Source organism: Anaerohalosphaera lusitana (genome assembly GCF_002007645.1).
Taxonomy (GTDB): domain Bacteria; phylum Planctomycetota; class Phycisphaerae; order Sedimentisphaerales; family Anaerohalosphaeraceae; genus Anaerohalosphaera; species Anaerohalosphaera lusitana.
In genome coordinates this window covers 1,574,246-1,593,785 of the sequence record NZ_CP019791.1, presented here as the reverse complement: position 1 = coordinate 1,593,785, position 19,540 = coordinate 1,574,246, and the positions used below count along the sequence as shown (strand labels likewise).

The 19,540-nt window shown below is 55.1% G+C and carries 17 protein-coding genes and 1 tRNA gene; 8 read left to right on the top strand and 10 right to left on the bottom strand.

The window, feature by feature from the left end; genetic code table 11:
- Window positions 1-5: 5 nt before the first annotated feature.
- The 5 genes from STSP2_RS06595 to selD are packed head-to-tail and all read left to right on the top strand — an operon-like array spanning window position 6 to window position 5,864.
- Window positions 6-1,229 (top strand): double-cubane-cluster-containing anaerobic reductase, encoded by a 1,224-nt coding sequence (locus tag STSP2_RS06595; RefSeq protein ID WP_205848019.1) that lies wholly within the window; start codon window positions 6-8, stop codon window positions 1,227-1,229.
- A 7-nt stretch (window positions 1,230-1,236) separates the two neighbouring features.
- A complete protein-coding gene (locus tag STSP2_RS06590) occupies window positions 1,237-2,076 on the top strand; it encodes a 2-hydroxyacyl-CoA dehydratase family protein (protein WP_236782747.1) in 840 nt (279 codons plus the stop codon).
- Window positions 2,076-3,455 (top strand): 2-hydroxyacyl-CoA dehydratase family protein, encoded by a 1,380-nt coding sequence (locus STSP2_RS06585; protein WP_146661012.1) that lies wholly within the window; start codon window positions 2,076-2,078, stop codon window positions 3,453-3,455. Before STSP2_RS06590 ends, STSP2_RS06585 begins: the two co-directional genes overlap by 1 nt.
- On the top strand, window positions 3,452-4,255 hold the full coding sequence (locus tag STSP2_RS06580; protein ID WP_146661010.1) for an acyl-CoA dehydratase activase: 804 nt from the start codon (window positions 3,452-3,454) through the stop codon (window positions 4,253-4,255). The genes STSP2_RS06585 and STSP2_RS06580 overlap by 4 nt, the downstream gene beginning before the upstream one ends.
- Window positions 4,256-4,265: 10 nt before the next feature.
- Entirely contained in the window at window positions 4,266-5,864 is a 1,599-nt protein-coding gene (gene selD, locus STSP2_RS06575) for a selenide, water dikinase SelD (RefSeq protein WP_169853042.1), read from the top strand.
- Between the two features lie 80 nt (window positions 5,865-5,944).
- Here the strand turns inward: selD and STSP2_RS06570 are convergent, their stop codons facing one another.
- Window positions 5,945-6,187 (bottom strand): hypothetical protein, encoded by a 243-nt coding sequence (locus tag STSP2_RS06570; RefSeq protein WP_146661006.1) that lies wholly within the window; start codon window positions 6,185-6,187, stop codon window positions 5,945-5,947.
- Window positions 6,188-6,262: 75 nt separating this feature from the next.
- Window positions 6,263-7,480, bottom strand: coding sequence for a hypothetical protein (locus STSP2_RS06565; RefSeq protein WP_146661003.1), 1,218 nt, complete (start codon window positions 7,478-7,480; stop codon window positions 6,263-6,265).
- Between the two features lie 192 nt (window positions 7,481-7,672).
- Here STSP2_RS06565 and STSP2_RS06560 point away from each other — a divergent pair.
- Window positions 7,673-7,767, top strand: a tRNA-Sec gene (locus STSP2_RS06560).
- 101 nt (window positions 7,768-7,868) lie between these two features.
- On the opposite strand, the gene STSP2_RS06555 is transcribed toward STSP2_RS06560, so the two are convergent.
- Both STSP2_RS06555 and STSP2_RS06550 read right to left on the bottom strand, forming a co-directional pair.
- Complete coding sequence (locus STSP2_RS06555) at window positions 7,869-9,128, bottom strand: Y-family DNA polymerase (RefSeq protein WP_146661001.1); 1,260 nt, start codon at window positions 9,126-9,128, stop codon at window positions 7,869-7,871.
- Window positions 9,125-9,550 (bottom strand): LexA family protein, encoded by a 426-nt coding sequence (locus STSP2_RS06550; RefSeq protein ID WP_146660999.1) that lies wholly within the window; start codon window positions 9,548-9,550, stop codon window positions 9,125-9,127. Before STSP2_RS06550 ends, STSP2_RS06555 begins: the two co-directional genes overlap by 4 nt.
- Window positions 9,551-9,777: 227 nt before the next feature.
- Here STSP2_RS06550 and STSP2_RS06545 point away from each other — a divergent pair, with 227 nt between their 5' ends.
- Both STSP2_RS06545 and STSP2_RS06540 read left to right on the top strand, forming a co-directional pair.
- Complete coding sequence (locus tag STSP2_RS06545; protein WP_146660998.1) at window positions 9,778-10,032, top strand: hypothetical protein; 255 nt, start codon at window positions 9,778-9,780, stop codon at window positions 10,030-10,032.
- 27 nt (window positions 10,033-10,059) lie between these two features.
- Window positions 10,060-10,905, top strand: coding sequence for a 4Fe-4S binding protein (locus STSP2_RS06540; RefSeq protein ID WP_169853040.1), 846 nt, complete (start codon window positions 10,060-10,062; stop codon window positions 10,903-10,905).
- 114 nt (window positions 10,906-11,019) lie between these two features.
- Here STSP2_RS06540 and STSP2_RS06535 read toward each other — a convergent pair whose 3' ends face one another.
- From STSP2_RS06535 to STSP2_RS06510, 6 genes are all read right to left on the bottom strand, one after another.
- Window positions 11,020-13,458 (bottom strand): carboxypeptidase-like regulatory domain-containing protein, encoded by a 2,439-nt coding sequence (locus STSP2_RS06535; RefSeq protein WP_146660994.1) that lies wholly within the window; start codon window positions 13,456-13,458, stop codon window positions 11,020-11,022.
- Window positions 13,459-13,533: 75 nt separating this feature from the next.
- Window positions 13,534-15,096, bottom strand: a complete 1,563-nt coding sequence (locus STSP2_RS06530) for a LamG-like jellyroll fold domain-containing protein (protein WP_146660992.1) — start codon at window positions 15,094-15,096, stop codon at window positions 13,534-13,536.
- Between the two features lie 132 nt (window positions 15,097-15,228).
- Window positions 15,229-16,395 (bottom strand): hypothetical protein, encoded by a 1,167-nt coding sequence (locus STSP2_RS06525; protein ID WP_146660990.1) that lies wholly within the window; start codon window positions 16,393-16,395, stop codon window positions 15,229-15,231.
- A 39-nt stretch (window positions 16,396-16,434) separates the two neighbouring features.
- Window positions 16,435-16,992, bottom strand: coding sequence for a hypothetical protein (locus STSP2_RS06520; RefSeq protein WP_205848018.1), 558 nt, complete (start codon window positions 16,990-16,992; stop codon window positions 16,435-16,437).
- A 312-nt stretch (window positions 16,993-17,304) separates the two neighbouring features.
- Entirely contained in the window at window positions 17,305-17,772 is a 468-nt protein-coding gene (locus STSP2_RS06515) for a hypothetical protein (RefSeq protein ID WP_146660986.1), read from the bottom strand.
- 301 nt (window positions 17,773-18,073) lie between these two features.
- Window positions 18,074-19,513 (bottom strand): arylsulfatase, encoded by a 1,440-nt coding sequence (locus STSP2_RS06510; RefSeq protein ID WP_146660984.1) that lies wholly within the window; start codon window positions 19,511-19,513, stop codon window positions 18,074-18,076.
- Window positions 19,514-19,540 lie beyond the last annotated feature (27 nt).

Sequence of the window (19,540 nt, the reverse complement as noted above, 5' to 3'; positions counted from 1 at the left end):
CGAATATGAGTACGAATTGCGGATGCGGTGCTGGAGGCGGAAACGGTCAGGATGAGCGGAGCGGTGGTTGCGGTGCTGATGATGGTTGCGGCGGTGCGAGCGGGCCTTTAGGGCATTTTGAGAATATGATCTCGAACTGTTATGAGTATGCGACTGCGGCGAAGGAGAGCGGGCGCGGGATCGTCGGGATCATGTGCGAGTATACGCCGAGGGAGGTGATCATGGCGGCGGGTGCGCTTCCGGTCTGTCTTTGCGGGGGGAGTGCGGAGAAAGCGGTGGAGGCGCATAGGGAGCTGCCGGCGAATCTGTGTCCGCTGATCAAGTCGACGTACGGATATGTAATGGACGGGTCGAATTTGTTTCTGAAGATGGCGGATGTGGTGGTGGCGGAGACAACGTGTGACGGCAAGAAGAAGATGTATGAGCTGATGGCGAGGAAGAAGGATATGATCGTGCTGGAGCTGGTGCAGAAGCCGGGCGAAGAGGGAGCTTTGGCGCGGTGGACGGCTGAGGTGGTGAAACTGCGGGATCGGCTTGGGGAAAAGCTGGGGGTGGAGATCACGGATGAGAAGCTGTGGGAGGCAGTGCGGGTGATGAACAGGGAGCGAAGGCTGCGGCGGAGGATCGCAGAGTTGATGGAAGCGGAGGATCCGCCTTTGAGCGGGAGCGAGGTACTGGCGATGAAAAGTACTATTTCGGGTATAGAGGCCGACCTTGTAAAGTATGAGGAGGCGGCGGAGTATTACGGCAGCGGCGCGGCTGGGAGCGTTGGCGAGAATCGTGTGCGGGTGCTGCTGACGGGGGTGCCGACGGTGCATGGGGCGGAGAAGGTGGTGAAGCTTATAGAGGAGGCTGGCGGGGTCGTGGTGTGCATGGAGAACTGCACAGGGGTCAAGCCGATACTGGAGGACGTGGACGAGGAGGCGGAGGACGCGATAGAGGCGATCGCGGCTAAGTACCTGCATCTGCCATGTTCGGTTATGACGCCTAATGCGGGCAGGCTGGAGTCGATAGAGCGGCTTGCAAAGCAATACCGGGCGGATTGCGTGGTAGACCTGGTGTGGCAGGCGTGTCTGACTTACGATGTGGAGTCGCGGCTGGTGAAGGAGCTCGCGGAGGGTGAGCTTGGTCTGCCTTATTTGAAGATCGAGACGGATTATTCGCCTTCTGATGCTGCAAGGATCGCGGTTCGACTGGAGGCGATGTTCGAGATGGTGGAGGGTAATTAGCTTGGCGGTGGTTGGTTATACATCGGGGTATGTGCCGGTCGAACTAATCGAGGCGGCGGGGCATGAGGCGAAATTCGTAAGGCCCAGCATGGCGGGCGGTGCGGAGTGCTTGAGGCTGAGAGAGGGAATGTGTCCGTATGCGGCTGGAACGGTTGCGAGTCTGTTGGGGAGGGATGATCTGGACGCGTTTGTGGGGGCGGGTACGTGCGACCAGGTGCGACGTTGTTTTGAGGCGATGAGGGATGAGTTCGGCGGGGAGATGTTCGTGCTGAACGTGCCGGTAACGAGGGGAACGGCTTCGCAGGGGATGTTCGGTGCGGAGGTTGAGAGGCTGGAGCGGTTTCTGAAGGAACTAAAAGATAGCACCAATGACGATGAAGTTTTGGAGGATGGCAGGGATGAACAGCGGACGAGGTTCGAGGATGGGAGCGGAGAGCTGGTGCTGGGGGTGATCGGGGCGCCTATTGCGGCGGAGGGATTGATGTTAGGTGAGATCGCGGGGGCTCGGCTGGTGGATATGATGGGGCCCGTGCGGTTGGGCGAGTTCGGAGGTTGCGAAAGTGATATGGACGGGTTGGTGAGGAAGTATTTTGTAGAGGTGCTGGACATTCGGCAGAGATCGAACGCGGGATGGTACGAGTGGCTTAGGGAGTGGAGCGGCTCGGGAGCTGTGGACGGGCTTATCCTGCATCGGTATACGTGGTGCGATCTGTGGCACGGTGAGCTCGGGCGGATAAAGGAGGCAGCAGGAGTGGCGGTTATCGATCTGGAGATAAACGAGGCTGGGAGTTATGCGTCGGCGAATACTGTGACGAGGTTGAATGCGTTTGGGGAGATGTTGAGTTAATGGATGGGCCGAGGAAAATTTCGCTTGGGGAATGGAAGCAGAGGTATGAACGGCTTTGCGCGAGCGGCGTGATCGATGCGGGGGAGGTGCGGAGGCTTGGGTATTATTTTGAGGATGGGGACAGAAGGCTGGGTAAGCTGGAGTTTGACAATTCGGTTGAGGCGCTGCGGCTGTGGAACATGCTGTTGAGCGAGGAAGAGCGGCTCGCGCGGCACAGGGATGAGGGGAAGATAATCGTAGGGGCGATGAAGGATCTGGGGACAGTACCGGTGCTGGCGTATGCGTTCGACGAGATGGTCGCGTTCTATCCGGACGGTGCGTGGTGGACGCCGTGCGTAATGCAGATGAGTGCGGGGCTTTTGAAAATCGCGGATTCGCTGGGTATGGATGAGTCGTTCTGCCCGGTGCGGGCGATGCTGGGGGCGTTTGTGAACGGAAAGCATTTTCCGCGGCCTGATGTACTGACGTGCAGTGCGGGGGCGGTGTGCGATGACTTTTCGGTGATAGCGCAGCGGCTTGAGGGTTTGGGATTTGCGATACATTGGTGGGAGGTCCCTTACAGGCGGGAGGTCGAAAAAAGGGAAGATGCGATGAGTTTGCCCGGCGGGGTGAGGGCTGCGCGGGAGCAGGTGGATTTTGTCAGGGGACAGTTGGAGGGTGTTCTTGGCATGCTGGAGGGGGCCGCTGGACGGAAGCTGGACGAGGAGGAGCTGGCGAAGAGTATCCGGGAAGCGAACAGAGTGCGTGGGTTGCTGCGGGAATTGAGGAGGGTGGTTTTCGGGGCGGAAGTTTGTCCGCTGGGCGCGGTTGAGATGCTGGTGGCGGAGATGCTGGCGATACATTACTGTTCGGACAGGAACATGTGTGTGCGGGTGCTGGAGGGACTGTTGGAGCTGGTGAGGAAACGAGCTGCGAGAGGAGCGGGAGTGCTGGATGCGTCGGCGGTGAAGGTGTTCTGGGTGAATCCCCCTGCCGATCTGCGGGTGATGAATCTGCTGGAGGATTGTGGGGCGAGGCTTTGCGGGACGGATTATCTGTTTACGCATGCGATCGATGCGATCAGTGAGGACGTAGAGCCGATGGAGGCGCTGGCGCGGGCGGCGATGGCGGATCCGATGGTTGGGTCTAGCGGTCAGAGAGCTGAGAGGATCGCGCGGGATGCGGAAGAGTTCGGGGCGGGAGCTGTGATTGTGTCGCGAGTGCCGGGGGCGAGTCATTGCGCGATGGAGGGAACGATAATACGAGATGAATTGAAAAGACGAACGAGTTTGAAAGTGCTGGAGATCGAGGTGCCGTCGGTGATCGACGCGGATCATGAAAGTTTACGGACTCGGATCGAGGCGCTGGTGGAAACAGTTGGGAGCGTAAAACAAATATGATATGTGCGGGAATTGATGCAGGATCGAGGACGATAAAGGCGGTGCTGCTGGATGCTGAGCGGATGGTGGTGCTGGGTGAGGGGGTGGTCGATCAGGGGATCGAACAGAAGCGTCTTGCGAGGCTGCTGCTGGAGCGGATCGCGGAGGAGAGCGGGATCGGGATGGACGACATTGCATATACGGTTGCTACGGGGTATGGGCGGGGGATGCTTGATTTTGCGGACAAGACGATCACGGAGATAACGTGTCATGCGGCAGGCGTGACGTATCATTTGCCGGAGACGAGCGTTATCATCGATATCGGCGGGCAGGACAGCAAGGTAATACACCTGGAGGCTGACGGGACGGTTTATGATTTCAGCATGAATGACCGATGTGCGGCAGGTACGGGGCGGTTTCTGGAGCTGGTTGCAAATCGGACGGAGGTGCCTATAGAGAGGCTGGGGGAGCTGGCGAGCAAGAGCCGCAGTCCGGCGGCAATAAGCAGTATGTGCGTGGTTTTCGCGGAGACGGAGATCGTGGGATTGATGGCGGAGGGGGTTGAGACGAGTGACATTATCGCGGGGGTGCAGTTTTCGATCGCAGAGCGGATCGCGGCGATGAGCGGGCCGGTGAACGGTGGAGGTGTGACGTTTACGGGCGGGGTCGCGATGATACCGGGAATGAGGGAGACGCTCGAGGATGCGGTCGGTGCGGAAGTGCGAGTGTGTTCTTCGCCGCAGAAGACGGGGGCGATGGGAGCGGCGCTGCTGGCGGCGAGGCGTGTGAGAAATATCAACAAGATCGGTGGAAGGAACTAAGATGATAAATATGGAAAGAAGAAAACGGGTTATGCAGCGGTCGATTCGACTGGGGCATTGTGTTTGCGATCCTAAGAAGCCCTGCCCATGCGATCTGTTCAAGGAGAAGAACGTTTGTCTGTGTGCGGGCGAGCGGCTGGACGGACCGACGGGGCCTGTACGGCTGACGGAGCTGATCGAGAAGCCGGGCTGTGCGTCGAAGATTGATCAGGCGTTTTTGAAGGAGGTGCTGAAGGGGCTGCCTGCGGTCGATGATCCGAATGTGCTGATCGGATTTCCGGCTGGGGATGACGCTGGGGTGTATGACCTGGGGGACGGGCGTGCGCTGGTGCAGACGGTGGATGTGTTTACGCCTTCGGTGGACGATCCGTATCTGTTCGGGCAGATCGCGGCGGCAAATTCGGTGAGCGATGTTTATGCGATGGGCGGCAAGCCTTTGACTGCGTTGTCGGTGCTGGGATTTCCGGTGCGGAAGATCGCGGACAAGGCGATGTCGGAGATGCTGCGCGGTGGGATGGACAAGATGGCCGAGGCTGGGGTTGCGGTGATCGGAGGGCACAGCATTAACGATCCGGAAGTGAAGGCCGGGTTCGCAGTGACGGGCATCATCGAGACGGAGAGGATCGCGAGCAATTCAACGGCGAAGGCGGGGGATGTGTTGATTCTGACGAAGCCGTTGGGTACGGGCATCGTTGCGTTTGCCGGGCAGATCGGGCGAGCGAAGGCGGAGCATGTGGAGGCGATCGGTCGGTCGATGGCGCAGTTGAACAAGACAGCGGCGGAGCTGATGACGGAGTTCGGAGCGAGTGCGTGTACGGATGTGACGGGGTTCAGCCTGATGGGGCACCTGTCGGAGCTGGCGTTGCGGAGCGGAGTCGATGTGGAAGTCGTTTGGGACAAGGTGCCGTTCTTTGACGGGGTGCTGGATTATGTGGCGGAGGGGATGCTGCCAGGGGCGATCGAGCGTAACAAGGAATCGTGCGGGCGGCATGTGCGAGCGGGTGAGGGTGTGACGGAGGAGATGCACGACATGTGTTTTGATGCGCAGACGTCGGGTGGGCTTTTGGTGGCAATCCCGCCGGACAAGGCAGAGGAGTTTGTCACGGCGCTGCGGGAGCGGGGAGTTGAGCGGGCGACGGTGATCGGACGGGTCGTGGGTGAAGGCAAAGGGCAGGTGCGGCTTGAGACGAATGGATCGCGGAGTATGCCGGTTGCTGGCGGGAGTGCAGGTAAGAAGGACGGGGAGCGTGCGGCGGCTGAGGGTGGTCCGGCCGAGAAGGCGGAGATCAATAAAGCTGCTAAGGGCCTTGAGGAGGCGTGCTGTTGTGTTGAGGCTGGGGGGATGGAAGGCGGCGGGACGGAGGCGGATTATATGCGATTTCTGGCGAGCAGCTCGCGACCGGGCGGGCTGGATGCATTTACAAAACAGGCGATGAACTTGGCGTTGTCGGTGGCGACGCGGTGTGAGCCATGTCTGCGGACGCATATTGCGAAAGCGAAAAAGATGGGATTTGCGGATGCGGAGATAGACGAGGCGGCGTGGATGGGTGTCTCGTTCGGGGGCTCACCTGCGATGATGATGTATAAGCAGGTGCGAAAGGCAGAATAAAGTTACAGGGGCTCGGAAAAGGCCTTCCGATTTGTTCGGAAGGCCTTTTTGTTGCGACTCTATTGCAGCCCGCTCGGGGGTTATTCGGTCGGCGGGTTGCCCTTACCCTTTCTGTTTTTGGTGAGAATTACGACCGCTGAGACGATCAGGATGGTGCCGATGACTATTATGACAACGTAGTTTGGTTTTTCGGTTTCATCGACATCGGCCAGTTCGAGATTCTCGTCGTTATTACTGCCCTGATCAGCACTGTCGGACAATTTTGCTACGCCGTCGGTTATGGTTAAGCTTACGGACTGGGCCTTTGCTTCGAACGGTCCCATGTCAAAGCTGGGTTCGATGGTGACCTTGCCGTTTATGTTTTTTGGTACTCGCCACGAGCACGGGATGGGACCGCCTCACCCATATTCGAATTTTGGTTTGGCGAGGATTTTTCCGTCAGGGTCCTTAAGGATCACGGAAGGCACGTCGCCGCCGAAGACCGAAATTTGCAGGCCGTTGGCGGTTGTCGTATGGGGCTCGAAGACGATCTCTTTGCCATTGGATTTGAATTGCGGCTCTACGGATACTTTGAGGGGAAGCAGGTCGGGCAGCTCTATCTTTTCGTCGGGTTTGACCTCGAAATTCAGGGACTGTGTTGAAGTGTCGTATGCGCGGGCAAACCACTGGCGGCCGTTATCGTCTTTGGCGGCGAAGCGTACCTCAGCGAGATTGTATTCACCGGCGAGGGCCTCGACATGCCGGTTGTTAGGAGTGAAGGTCAGTTTGAGGTCCTGGTTGGGTGAGTGGAGTTCGAGGTAGTCGATGTTGTCGGGGGCGATAACGATGCCTGTTTCGGGATCTTCGGTTTGGATGTCAAGAGTTTTACCATCGGGCGAGGGCTCAAAGCTGTACCAATCGGAGTGGACCTTGACATAGCGGTTGAGTTCGAACATTTCGGGGCTGTCGAAGGACATGTTGAAGAAGCCGTCGGAGTCCGTGTCCACAAGGACAACATCATTGCTGGTCGCAACGTCACGTGTATTTATATCGTTGTATGTGCCGTTTCCGTTGTTGTCACAGAGGGCTATTTTGGTTTTTTTGCCGGCGAATTCGGTGGTGCCCTCGAAACGGGTTAGGGAGGTTAGCTGAGCCGTGATGACATATTCGCCATCAGGAACTTTGGAACTGTTAAAGGCGAGCGCTACATGACGGGTAGAGCCGTCTTTGAAACCTGAAAGGGGAACATGAACGGGAGGAGAGCCGTAGCTTGCACCGACAAGGACTGTGATGCACTCCTTTTCGGGATCGAGGATTTCATCGTTGTTGAGATCGATATAGAGCAGACCCACGCCTGCGCGTGCACCGCCCTGCTTGTCAAGTACGGCCGAGTAGATTTTATCTTCGTCCGGGCCGTAGGTGAAATTAAAGTAAAACTGATCCGACGCCTGAAATTCGGCATTGATCGTGAGATCTTCCGTGGGCGCGGGCTCGGGGCGTACAAATGCCGGGCGAAATCCCTGAGCGGAAGTCATTTTTTCGGGCTTCAGGTCAATCGCGCGGGAGTCAGCCCAGGCCGGTGCACTTAAAGTCGCGGCCAGTATGGCGATCATCATCAACTTTGTGGGTTTCGACATGGTTTGTGGTCTCCGAAATAGGAACATGCGTTGAATTATAAAGCAAAAGGGAGTTGTTTCAACTATAAATATATATAAGTTGCATAAAAAAGGCCTTTCGGGTTGACTTATGACTGCAAACTGGTATGATTATGATGTTTCGGCTGATAGTGCGTTTTCGGACGCCGCCGGTCGGCGCGGAACCTTGCTCTCGGAGGTGATTGGTGCCTGGTGGTGCCCCTGGTCTTCAAAACCAGTGTTGGGCTGAGAAAGTCCTGGGTGGGTTCGATTCCCATTCGCCTCCGCCATTTTTTGAATACAGTCACACTCGAAATCACTTCAACTTAGAGCTATCCGGGCGAATGTTTCGCTTGTTCGGCACATCACGTTTTGTTGCCCTTTGGAAGCTTTATACGACTGTGACGAATTCATCCCAGCGGGTCGTGTAGCATGGGGATCTATGGTCGAACTTTGTTTGCCAGGGCTTTACCGTTCCTTCGGAAGCAAACGCCACCTGCTTGCCTCGTTCGTTGATCCTGTCAAGGACCTGCATGAGCCGTCTGTCTCTGCTGATGGCCTCCCTATCTGCGAAAAGGTTTCGCTGAAAATTCTTCGAGGTAGCCAGTTTGTTCAGCATCACTCCTGCCTTTTTGAATTTTACCCCATCCCTGTAGATTTCATCAACCAGCTTGTTAGCCGCCCCCACCAGGTCCAGGCTGCTGTCTGTCGCTGAGTCAAATATATAACTGGCTGAGCCGTAATAGGCATTCTTTTTGTCGAAGCGATTACTCATGGCGAAGGCGGTCAAGATCTGGGCGTACTGATTCTGGCAGCGGAGTTTCTCGCCTGCCCTGGACGCATACTGGGTAAGGGCCTGCTGCAGTTGCTCGACGGTTTCTATTTCTTTGCCGAAGGACCTTGATACGGTAATGTTCTTTTTTGGTTCCGGGACCTCTTCAAGACCAAAATGCTTTTGGCCTCGCAATTCCAGGACAGTTCTGACGGTCATGATCGAAAAGGTTCTCAAGACCCAGTCGATATCACATTCAGCTAATTTCCTGGCGGTTGTGATTCCCGCTCGCCTGAGCTTTGCAGCAATCCTTCTGCCCACGCCCCAGACATCTTCAACATCGGTCTTGGCGAGAGCGTGGTCTATATATCTTTGCTGGGTCAGGTCCAGTACGCCGGCTGCTTTGTCGGACTTTTTGGCGAGGTGATTAGCGATCTTGGCAAGTGTCTTGGTCCTTGCAATTCCCACCGAGACGGGAAGCCCTGTCCATTGCAGGACCGTGCTTCTTATCTGTCTTCCGTAGGAGTCCAGGCTTCCCTGAATGCCGTCGAGTGCAAGAAACGCTTCATCTATGGAATAGATTTCCATTTCGGATGTGAACCGGCTCAGTGTCTGCATTACCCGGTTGGACATGTCCGCATAAAGGGCGTAGTTGGAAGAGAAGACAGCAACATTATATTTCTTGATGATGTCTTCGGCCTTGAAATAAGGAGTGCCCATCGCGATGCCCAAGGCCTTGGCCTCGTTGCTGCGAGCCACGATGCAGCCGTCATTGTTCGATAAGACGACAACCGGTCGGTGCTTGAGAGACGGCTGGAAGACGCGCTCGCAGGAAGCATAGAAATTATTGCAGTCAACTAATGCAAAGATATCGCTCATAGCTGATGGATCACATTTGTAACAACTCCCCACACCTCAAATTCCATGTCCCTGGAAATTTTTATATCGGGATAGTTAGTGTTTTCGGCTATCAGTGAATATTTGCCTCGATATACCCTTAGCCGTTTCACGGTCAGTTCACCGTTCAGGACGGCGATCACCACTTTGCCGGACTTGGGTTCGACGGAGCGGTCGACGATCAGCAGGTCCCCATCGTAGATACCGGCCCCTTCCATCGAGTCGCCTGTGACCCTGACGAAGAATGTGGCTGGGGGGTTCTTGATCAAGTGTTTATTGAGGTCCAGCTTGCCCTCTTCGTAGTCGGCGGCTGGAGAAGGAAACCCGGCTGAGATACGGGCGGTGAAGACCGGCAGAGCCTGTTCACTGAATTCAGGCTTACATATTTTATCCACTTTCGACATTTATCAATCCCCAAAAGAATGCTCATCAACAGCATACACATGAGCGGTGGATAAGTCAAAGGGAAGGCGGGGCAGGATTTTTTATTACTGGATCGTCAGCCGGAAAAGCAGGCTATGCGATACAATAATAACACGAATTGTTGTAGACAGAAAGCACAGTTTTGTGTATAAGATATAGATAAAATACGGCATAGCAGCTTTTTTACAGTTTCAATTTGGGTTTGGCTATGAATAATCAAGTTTTGAGGATCTTTATCGCATTGGTGGTGCTGGGTGGCGGTGCCGCGGTCTGGTACTTCGGTGCTGAGATAAATGCGGCGACGCTGTTTCCGAAGGAGGGGACGGCCGGTGAGCCCGCGACTGTGGCCGAGCCGGTGATCGTGAAGCAGGTGACGATCGGGGGAGTTGAGCGAGACGAGGAAGGTAAACTGCGAAAGACTTACGGGGAGGCCGAGGAAGCTCCTGAAGCCTGTCCTACGTGAACGAGCTAGTAAGGAGTCATGGTGTCCATGGCAGAGAAATCGAAGTCGCGAAAGTTTTTTGAGAAGATCGTTCCGTGGCGGATGTGGTTTCAGACGGCGTTTCTGCTGGTCTGGCTGGATCCGATGGGGATGCGGATGCACAGCGTTTGCAGTCCGGTGTTTCATTGCTATGCATGTCCGCTGTCGACGTTTGCGTGTCCGATCGGGGTGATGGCGCAGTTCAGTGCGATCCAGATGATACCGTTTGTGGCAATCGGAACGGTGGTCGCGATCGGGGCGCTGTTCGGGGCGATGGTGTGCGGGTGGATGTGTCCGTTCGGTCTGATGCAGGATCTGGCGGCGAAGATGAAGACGCCAAGGTGGCGGATACCGGCATGGATGGGGCATTTTCGGTATGTCGTGCTAATCGGGACGGTTTTTGCGATACCGTATTTTTTTGGCAGTAGCGATCCGCTGTTTATCTGTAGTTGGTGTCCGGCTGGAGGGCTCGAGGCTGCACTGCTGCGGGGAATCGTGCCTAACATGCTGAAGGTGACGGTGGTGGTGCTGTTCGTAGGGGCGATATTTTTCACAGTTCGGCCGTGGTGCCGGGTGCTGTGTCCGCTGGGGGCGATGTTCGGATTTTTGAACCGCTTCAGCATTCTTTCGATGAAGCTGGACGATTATAAGTGCACGAGCTGCAAGCGGTGTCACAGTATGTGCAGTTACGGGCATGTGCCGGATAAGAGTCCGAACAGTTCGCAGTGTATCCGGTGCCTGGAGTGTACGAAGTGCGGGACGCAGGCACTGGAGATGGGGACGGTGTTCGATAAGGGCGGCGGGGAGAAAAGCGACAGCGGGACCGATGAGGATAGCAAGAAGGCCGGCGAGTAGTCGGGCTTGAGCTGCATGGGATAAGGACGGAGCTGTTCGATAACAAGTAAAAAAGGCAAGGGTCTGCGCGATGCAAACCCTTGCCCGGGGCTGTTTCAGGTCAGTTTGTCCGCTCTATTCTAGCTTTTCGTCCAGTTTGGTCAGGCGGAAGCCCTGGGCGGTTACATTTTTGTCGGTGTCGGTGAGGATCAGCCAGGGGAGGTTTTCAACGCCCCACTGCTTGAGGGTATCGTCGGGGTTGTCGGATTTGATCATACCTGCGGGGGTGCCGATCTTCTGAGACTCGAGCCAGTCGGTAAGGCGCTGTGAGTCTATTTTGCTGGACTGGACGAATACCAGGTTGACGCCCTGCTGTTTCAGATTATCAGCTTTGGCGGCGAGCTGTTTCGCGAGGTGTCGGCTGGGGCGCTGCATCATGTCGAAGAAGCATACGAGGGTTTTGCCGGCCGGCTGAGCGTCGATGCCGAATGCGGCAAGGTCGCCGAGCGGCTTGTTAGAAATGTCTTCAGCTTTTTTGCGGGCGAAATGCACGCCTCGGGCCCCGTTGGGACTGATGAATACTTCTACATCTTCAGTCGGCTGCTTGAGGTTTATATCACCCCAGTGGTGCCGGCTGTCTATGTTGGTATAAGCGTACAAGCGTAGCGGTCCGTCACAGGCCTTGAACTCGAATTTACCGTCTTTGCCGGTCTCGACCCGAGAACTACTCGGCTGATTGTCGCCGCTTAATCTGACGCGTGCGCCTCCGACAGGTTCGCGGTCGGCGTCGAGGACCACGCCTGAGACGATTTTGTCTGCGAGGGGAAGGGTCATGTCACCCAGATCGACTACGAAATCGACGGCCTTTTCCGGATCGATGTCGGCATCGATGCTTCCGTAGCCGTCGGCGTATATATCGAAGCGGAAGTCGCCGTCTGCGGGAATGGCTTTCCAGACGTAGGTGTCGCCATCCTTTTCGATGACAGATTCGGACATGCTGGACGCGCCGCGTTCGTATTCGATCCAGGGACGAACGGTTGCGTTTTGCAGGAGTTTGCCTTCGGCGTCGATAACGCGGCATTTGGCGGTGATGCCTTCTGTGAGCTGCAGGTCCTGGGTTTGACTTTCACGCATGACCTGGGTGATAGCGGCGAGGTTTTTCTCTGGGAGAGCTGCTATCAGGAAATTCGGTGTGTTATTATATGTATGTGAGCTAAACCTTGTGCTGTATTTTCCCTGTTCGTCGGTTGTGTCCATATCAGACCCGCCCGGCCTGATAAAGACAGTGGCGCCTGAGACAGGTTCGCCGCTGGGGTCAGTGATGGTGCCAGTGACGGTCGGCGGACCTTCGAATTCATATTGCCAGTTCGTGGTTTCGCCTTCCTTTATAGTTATTGTTTCACCGGGTGATTTTGATCCCATACCGCTCATGTAAAGGTTATTTATCTTGTATTCGCCCGGAGCGAGTCTTCTGGTTGCAACGCCGTCAGCGTTCGTACGGAGTGGCACCATGGAGCCGCCCGACTGCGGGGCGAGATTTACTGAGACCTGGGGCATGGGTTCGTTGGTCTGGGAGTCGGTCACCTTGACTTCGAGCAGACCGCCCTGGGAGGCCTGGATCTCAATATCTTTGAGCGTCTGAGCCTTTACGACAGAAAGTTTGGTTTTATCGGCGATATATCCTGCTTCTTCGTCCGTGGCAAGCATCAACTCATAATCGTTGGGGGCAAGTGCTTTGATCGTGAAGCTGCCATCGGCATTGGTGGTGGCAAAATTATTAGGTTTTGTAATGTTATAGCCCGGCTCGACGGCTGCGACTTTTACGTTGGGCACAGGTGAGCCGTCGGCAGATGAGATGACTTTACCCTTGATGATGCTCTCTGGTGGGAGAGTGAGTTCGATTTCTTCGGTGCCTGCGTCATAGGTCGGACGCGGCGGCTGGCCCGAATTGACGGTGAAGGTGGAAATGGAGGCATAGCCTTCTTTGCTGATATTGAAATCTGCAGCGCACTCGGAAGGCAGGCCGGTAATATTGAAATTGCCCTGTGAATCGGTCTTGTCTTGCAGGAAGGGCATTGCCTGGGGATTGATGAGAAACATGGAGGGGTCGCTTGGGGGACCGAGGATGATCACACTGATGTCGGCGTTCTCGATGGGTTTGCCGTTTTCGTCGACGATGCGACCGACTAGGTTTTTGGGGGCTTTCAGGATAATATTCTCATTTTTATCCTTGGGTCCTTGCCACTGGAGCCAGCCGAGAGAATAGCCTTCCTTTCGGGCAACTATGATGTTCGCGACGGAGACGGAATTGCCTTTTTCGTCTTCTGTGTTATTAGTAAATTCGAAGGCACCATCAGGGCCGGTGTTACCGGAGGTTTTGCCGTAAGTGGTGAGGGCGCGTGTTTCTAGATCCATTCCGATCTCATAGTTTATAACCTCGGCCCCATCGATAGGGTTGTTCTCGGTGTCGAGGACGGTGCCTTTGCAGGTAAAAGTTTTTGTTTCGGCTGTGGTCAGACCCGTGGTGAAAAGGACGGCGAGAGTTGTGAGGGTTAGTATTCTGCGTATCTGCATTTGTTGTTTCCTTTCTGAAATGTGAAAAGAAGAGGCCCTTCCTGATGAGTGGTCAGGAAAGGGCCTGTGGTCGTACTAGTCGGATTTGCCTCGTTTGACGAAGGCGCTGAAGATGCCTATGCCGGCGATGATGCCGACGATGGTGAGAACGGGCAGCATGTTGTTTTTGTCATCGGCTGACTGTTCTCCGGTGTCGCCGGCCTGCTCGGACATAGGTTCAAGCTTTGAACGTTCGACGCCAACGACAGCGAGTTCGCCGGTTGAGGGCATGGACTCGTTCTTGCAAACCGATTCGACTTCGTTGGGCTTGAGCGAGTAGTCGTATACGCGGACATCGTCCATAAGGCCTGTAAAGTAACGATCGTTTCGACCGGGGTCGAGGCCCAGACCGAAGTCGCCGTAGAATTCCTCAGCGGAGTGAGGGCCCATGTGGACGGATGACTGCATTTCATTGCCGTCGTGCATGTAGAGCGTGGCCTGTTGCGGCTGGACGACAAGTGCTACGAAGGTCCACTGGCCAGTGGGTATATCCAGGCCTGAACCCCAGTCCCAGTTGCCCTGGTCCCAGTGATAGCGTAATTCCGATCCGAGCAGGTTTATGCCTGCGACGGTGCCCGCATCGCGGGTCATCATAAGACCTGTCACGCCTGAGGGCTTTTCGGTAGCTTTGATCCAGCCGGTGATGGTCACGCCGTCAGATTCAAGATTGAGCGGCAGGATCTTTGCACTGCTTTTGCCGTCGAGCTTTAGGGCGCTCCAGTATTTGCCCGCATCAGGGGCAATGGATGCGTTGCCTGATAGTTCGGCATCGCGTTCGCCGACCGCGTCGGGGGCGAAGCCGTCCTCAAGGCCGTCGAAAACCCAGTGACCGACGATGTCGCCGGCTAGCTGGAAGCTGCGGATTCTGCTGGCATGGGCGTTGTCCTGTTCGTCGATTGAATCGACTCGCCAGTAGTACTTCTTGCCGCGTTCCAGGCCGTTGACGATGGCGGACTCGGTCTCTAGCGTGCCCATCGATTCGAGGGTGTCCGGGCTGTCGCCGATGTGGATCTCGTGCTGCTGGGCATTTCTGCCCGGAGCCCAGGAAAGGGTTATGCTGTCGGAAACGCGAAGTTTCGCGTCGTCCTCGGGCGAAATGAGGATCGCCTCGGGGCCGCGGACCTTGTAGAAGGCGACTTCGCTGAGACCGATTGGTGCTGCGTCATTGAAGGTGATCAGGTTTGCGAAACGCACCTTATCCGTCTTGACGGGTTCGAGTTCGATCACCGAGGGCATGTCATAATCTTCCGAACCCTGGGCGGGTTCGAGTTCGAAGCCCTTCTTGACGGTCTTCCACGAACCGTCCTGCCAGACCTGAACGTCAGCGGTTTTTATGCCGGACCCGGTCAGGTATGGATGGTTGTAGTTGTAGACGAAAACCGTTTCAAGTTCCTGCGAGCTTTCAAGCTGAAACGTGAGTGAGTCTACGGGGTCATCGCTGGCCCACATGGATTCGGATTCTTTGGAATGCTCCTTCAGCCCGTCGAGGTCGTTGTCTTTGAGGTCCGTGCCCGCGATAAGCGCATCTGCAGCGTCGCCCAGGGACTTGTCGCCTGCAAGAATGTCGTTGACCGCGATCTGCTCGCCCGCAAAGGGCATCGTGCGGTTATCGCTCTTTATCCAGTACGGATTTGTTTTCAGGTCGAAGGGACCTGTATCTGATTCGATGGTTACTATGATCGGTAGTTTTACGTTTTTGGGCTCTCGCCACGAGAGCGAACATGTGCCGCCTCACCCATATTCCAGGCTGAAGGTTTTGTCATAATTTCCTGAGGCGTCTCGGAAGCGGAGTTTGGGTGTTGGCGGGTAGCCGCCGGTGCCCATACGCAGGTCGACAGACTTGCCGTCGGCACCTATCATGCTGCGGTTGAAGGTGTACCCGTTTCCTTTTCTGGAGACTTCGAGGAAGGCATAGATGTCGGAGCTTATGTTGAGTTCGGAGGTTTCATCTTCTGCAACCGTTACCGACTTCTGGCTCGAGTAGCGGCCGAGCCTCCACTCGCGGCCGGTCTTGTCCTTGTCACTTATGTACCAGCGCGAGACGATGTAATCGCCCGCCGGGATCTTTAGTTTGCGTTCCTTGCCCAGGTCCGGCTGGAAATAGCCATTGGTCCCGGATATGATTATCTCGCTTAGGTTGTCGGATACTTCCAGATAGCCGTACGGGACGTTTTGAGCCGGGGCGATCTCGATGTAGCTGCCGTCTCTGGCAACCGTCGGTGTATAGAGTTCGCCGTCGACCTGGACATACTTCGTCAAGGGGATCGGCGAGCCGGTGCCGTCTTCGAAGATGGCTATCCTGTCGCTTCTGCCGCCGGGGTTCAGATCATTGAAAACACCATTGGAGTCCACGTCGACGATCATGCAGTTTTTCTCTTTGCCGTTTACGACAACGGTTCCTTCGTACCAGCAGCCCGTGACTAATGAAAGGTACGGCCGACTTCGATTGCCAGCACTCAGACGCATATTCAGATGATAGGTAACCGGGCCGTTCGCAGTTTCGAGGATGACCTGTGCGGGACCGAAATACCAGGATGAATACTCGTTCAGCCAGGACTCATGTGCGACTTCGTCTGTAAGGTCACGGTCCTGGTCGCTGTCAACATAAAGAGTAAAGCCAGATCCGGTCCCTGCAACGGCGACGAGTACTTCCGTATCGACCAGGTCAGGCTTCCACGTTCTAAAGGACCAGTCAACGTTTTCCAGTTGAGGAAGTTTTACGTCTTCGGGCTTGTCCTTGTTGGTGCTGGAATAAACACCAGGAACGCCGGGCAGCCGCTGTGCAGCCCTGGACTTGACATAGTTAAGCCAGAAACGCTCGCCTGTGCCACCCTGTTCAGCGGCTGGAACAAGGGCCGTGAGCGTCAAGGCCGTCATCAAAATTAACAGTTTTTTCATGGATACCTTTCGTTTTTAACGGTTACCATAGTATTTTGCTTATAGATCGACCCATTTCTGGGCGGGTTCTGTTTTGTCGGGAGCCTGGGTTTCGGCCAGCTCGACGTATGTTTTATCCTCCACGCCTAGAAATTCTTTGAAGCGGGTGTAATAGAAGTCCGTGAAAAAGGCGATGAGAAGGAAGGGCAGGATGCCGCCGAACAGAATGCCTGAGACCACAAGAGATACCATAAATGTGCCAAGTAATATGTCAAATCTGAAGCCCATGAACCTGGACATCAACAAGGTGTAGTAGGCAACGCACAATAAAAGACTGATGACGAGCAGAGAAACTGCCAAGGTGAGGGCGAATTTCAGTCTGGTAGGATATTTGCGGCAGATGAGTCGCGCGATTGCATGAGACGACCAGAAAATAAGTCCTAAGAACGTCGTCGTGATGCCCATTTGCATGAAAGTGAATAAGTCGCCGCTCAGATTGCAGGCGGTAACAATTAAAGCAGTAAATAAAAATAGCAGAAAGCCTGTCAATGACTGAAACCTGCTTATCATCCGGAGAATCAGCCACCATAACGCATACGAAATAAGTGCTGTCTGCATAAGGGAATCAAAATAAGATCCTGCGGATCCCTGGACATGTGCCAGAGCTTTGAGCAGGTTCCAGCCTAGTAAAACGACACCTACCGGCACCAAAAGCCACAGTGAACGCAGGTCCCTGTTCTTCTTGAAAACAAGAAACGCCCCCGCCAGTATAAGCCACGGCAGCAAACCTATGAAATGCGATACAAGGGGCCAGTTCAATGTTGTCTGGGCCTGATTTTCGCCTGTTTCGCCTAGATCTGCTGTGGTGACGATCTTGAGATCGCCGTAGACTTGGGTGGGTACTCGCCACGAGTACCTGCATGTGCCGCCTCACCCATAGGCGAACTTGCCGCTGTGGACCTTTGTATCGCCCTTGTAGATGGTGAAGGCAGGCGGGTTGTCGCCGTTGCGGTACTGTTTTCCGCAGACGCCTTCGACGGAGTGGTCGAGATTGAGATAGCCGCCCTGCCGGTTTGCGGTTATCTTTTGTTTTAGCGGACCGCCGAGTTTGACGTCGGTGGTTTGGCCCGCTTTGATGTCCACGAGCTGATAGGGATAAGCGGTCCAGCCGTTTTCGAGAGTGATCTTACGGATTTGGTGGCTGCCGGTGGGCACTTCTAATGTGCCGTCGGTGTTAACCTCTTCAGTACCAACGGATTCAAGTGTTATACTTCTAACGAACTTACCAGTGATTCGGAGGGCGCCTGTAGGGGCATTGTCTTCGGGCGATTCGGCCGGGCAAAGAGATGCGACACCCATACAGCAGATTACGATCCAACCCAGGATCGAACTACGCAATATTCTGTTTGTTGTATTGTTCTCCAACCGCCTGGCCCGCAATAAGTAGCAGTTTACGTTCTTGTTTATACCATTGACATGCCGACACGTCAAATAAAAGATGCGTAAATCGTCTTTTATATTTTCTTTCGGGTTCGTCTATAGATTAGATGCGGTTTCCGGGCAGACGTTACAGAGAAATTAGAAAAATTTCAAAAAAATACCCCGCCGATGCTGTTGAACCGTGGTCATCCTCCTTTGCATCGGGTTGCAAAGGCGGTTCGGGCATCGACGGGGTGTTTTTTATGCTGTTTCAAACGAACTACGCCTTTTTCTGAAATTCCTCGTGAAGAAGCGGGAATTTTTCGCTAGGCGTATGAGCCTCTTTCATGATGGTCTCTATGTTCTTTACGACCTCGGGGTGCTGGTCGGCGACATCATTCTGCTCGGAAGGATCGGTTTTGAGATTGTAAAGCTGGAGCTTGGGGTCGGGATCCTTTTTGAGATTTCGCCTGTAGCCCTTCCAGTCGCCCATACGGACTGCCTGCTGGAAACCGTAGCTGGGGAATTCCCAGTAGAGGTACTCGTGAGGCTTCTGGTGTTCAGGTTTGCCGAGCAGGATCGGCATGAATGATATGCCGTCGGTATCGGCGGGTTTGTCGGCGTTTAGGACGTCGCACATTGTGGGCAGGACATCCCAGAATGCGGAAATGTGGTCGGTGGTGGTGCCGGGCTTTATGCGGCCGGGCCATTTTGCGATCATCGGAACGCGGATGCCGCCTTCGTAAAGACTGCCTTTGAGGCCGCGGAAGTCGCCGACGCTGTTAAAGAACTCATAATCGACACCGCAGCAGTATGTTGTGCCGTTGTCGCTGGAGAACATAATGAGAGTGTCATCTTCGAGGCCGAGCTCGGAGAGCAGGGACATGACACGGCCGACGCTGCGGTCCATTCGCGTGATCATGGCTGCGTATACTGCCTTTGGCGTGTCACTGCCGGTGTAATGGCCGCCCTTGTAGGGTTTCTCTTCCCAGCCCTTGTCAAGATAACTCTGCAGTATTTCGTCGTCGGGCACCTGCAGTGATACATGAGGAATGATAAATGGCAGGTAGAGGAAGAAAGGATTGTCCTTGTTGTCCTTGATGAAGTCGAGGGCCTCTTTTTCCATCAGATCGTGGGAGTACTTGTTGCCGGTATGCTTTTTGTTCTCGGGGTATTCGATCTTTGTGGTGTTGCGGTACATGTAAGGCGGGTAGTACCAATGGGCCTGGACCTGGCCGATGTTGCCGAAGAAGTGATCGAAACCCTGGTTGTTCGGTCTGCCGACGCTGTCCGGACCACCGAGGCCCCACTTGCCCATCGCGCCGGTTTTATAGCCGTGCTTCTGGAAGAGCGTACCGATGGTGGTGGTACCTTCGGGAAGCGGAAGCTGGTAGCCTCCACCGACTGGCCGGTTGTTGCGGACGTATGCGTGGCCCATGTGCTTGCCTGTCATAAGGGCACAGCGTGAGGGGGCGCAGACGGCCTGGCCGCAGTAGTGGTTGGTGAATTTCATGCCCTGCTCGGCAAGCTTGTCGATGTAGGGTGTTCTTATTTTTTCCTGGCCGTAACAGCCGAGTTCACGATAACCGAGATCATCTGCAAGTATGTAAATTACGTTCGGCTTTTTGGCAGGTTTTGCGGAGGCCGATTTCGTCAGCCCCGGCGCGGCTGCAACGGATGCGGCGAATGCTGCGTTTTTAAGGAATTCACGTCTATTCATTATATAACCTTTTTTCTAAACCATCAA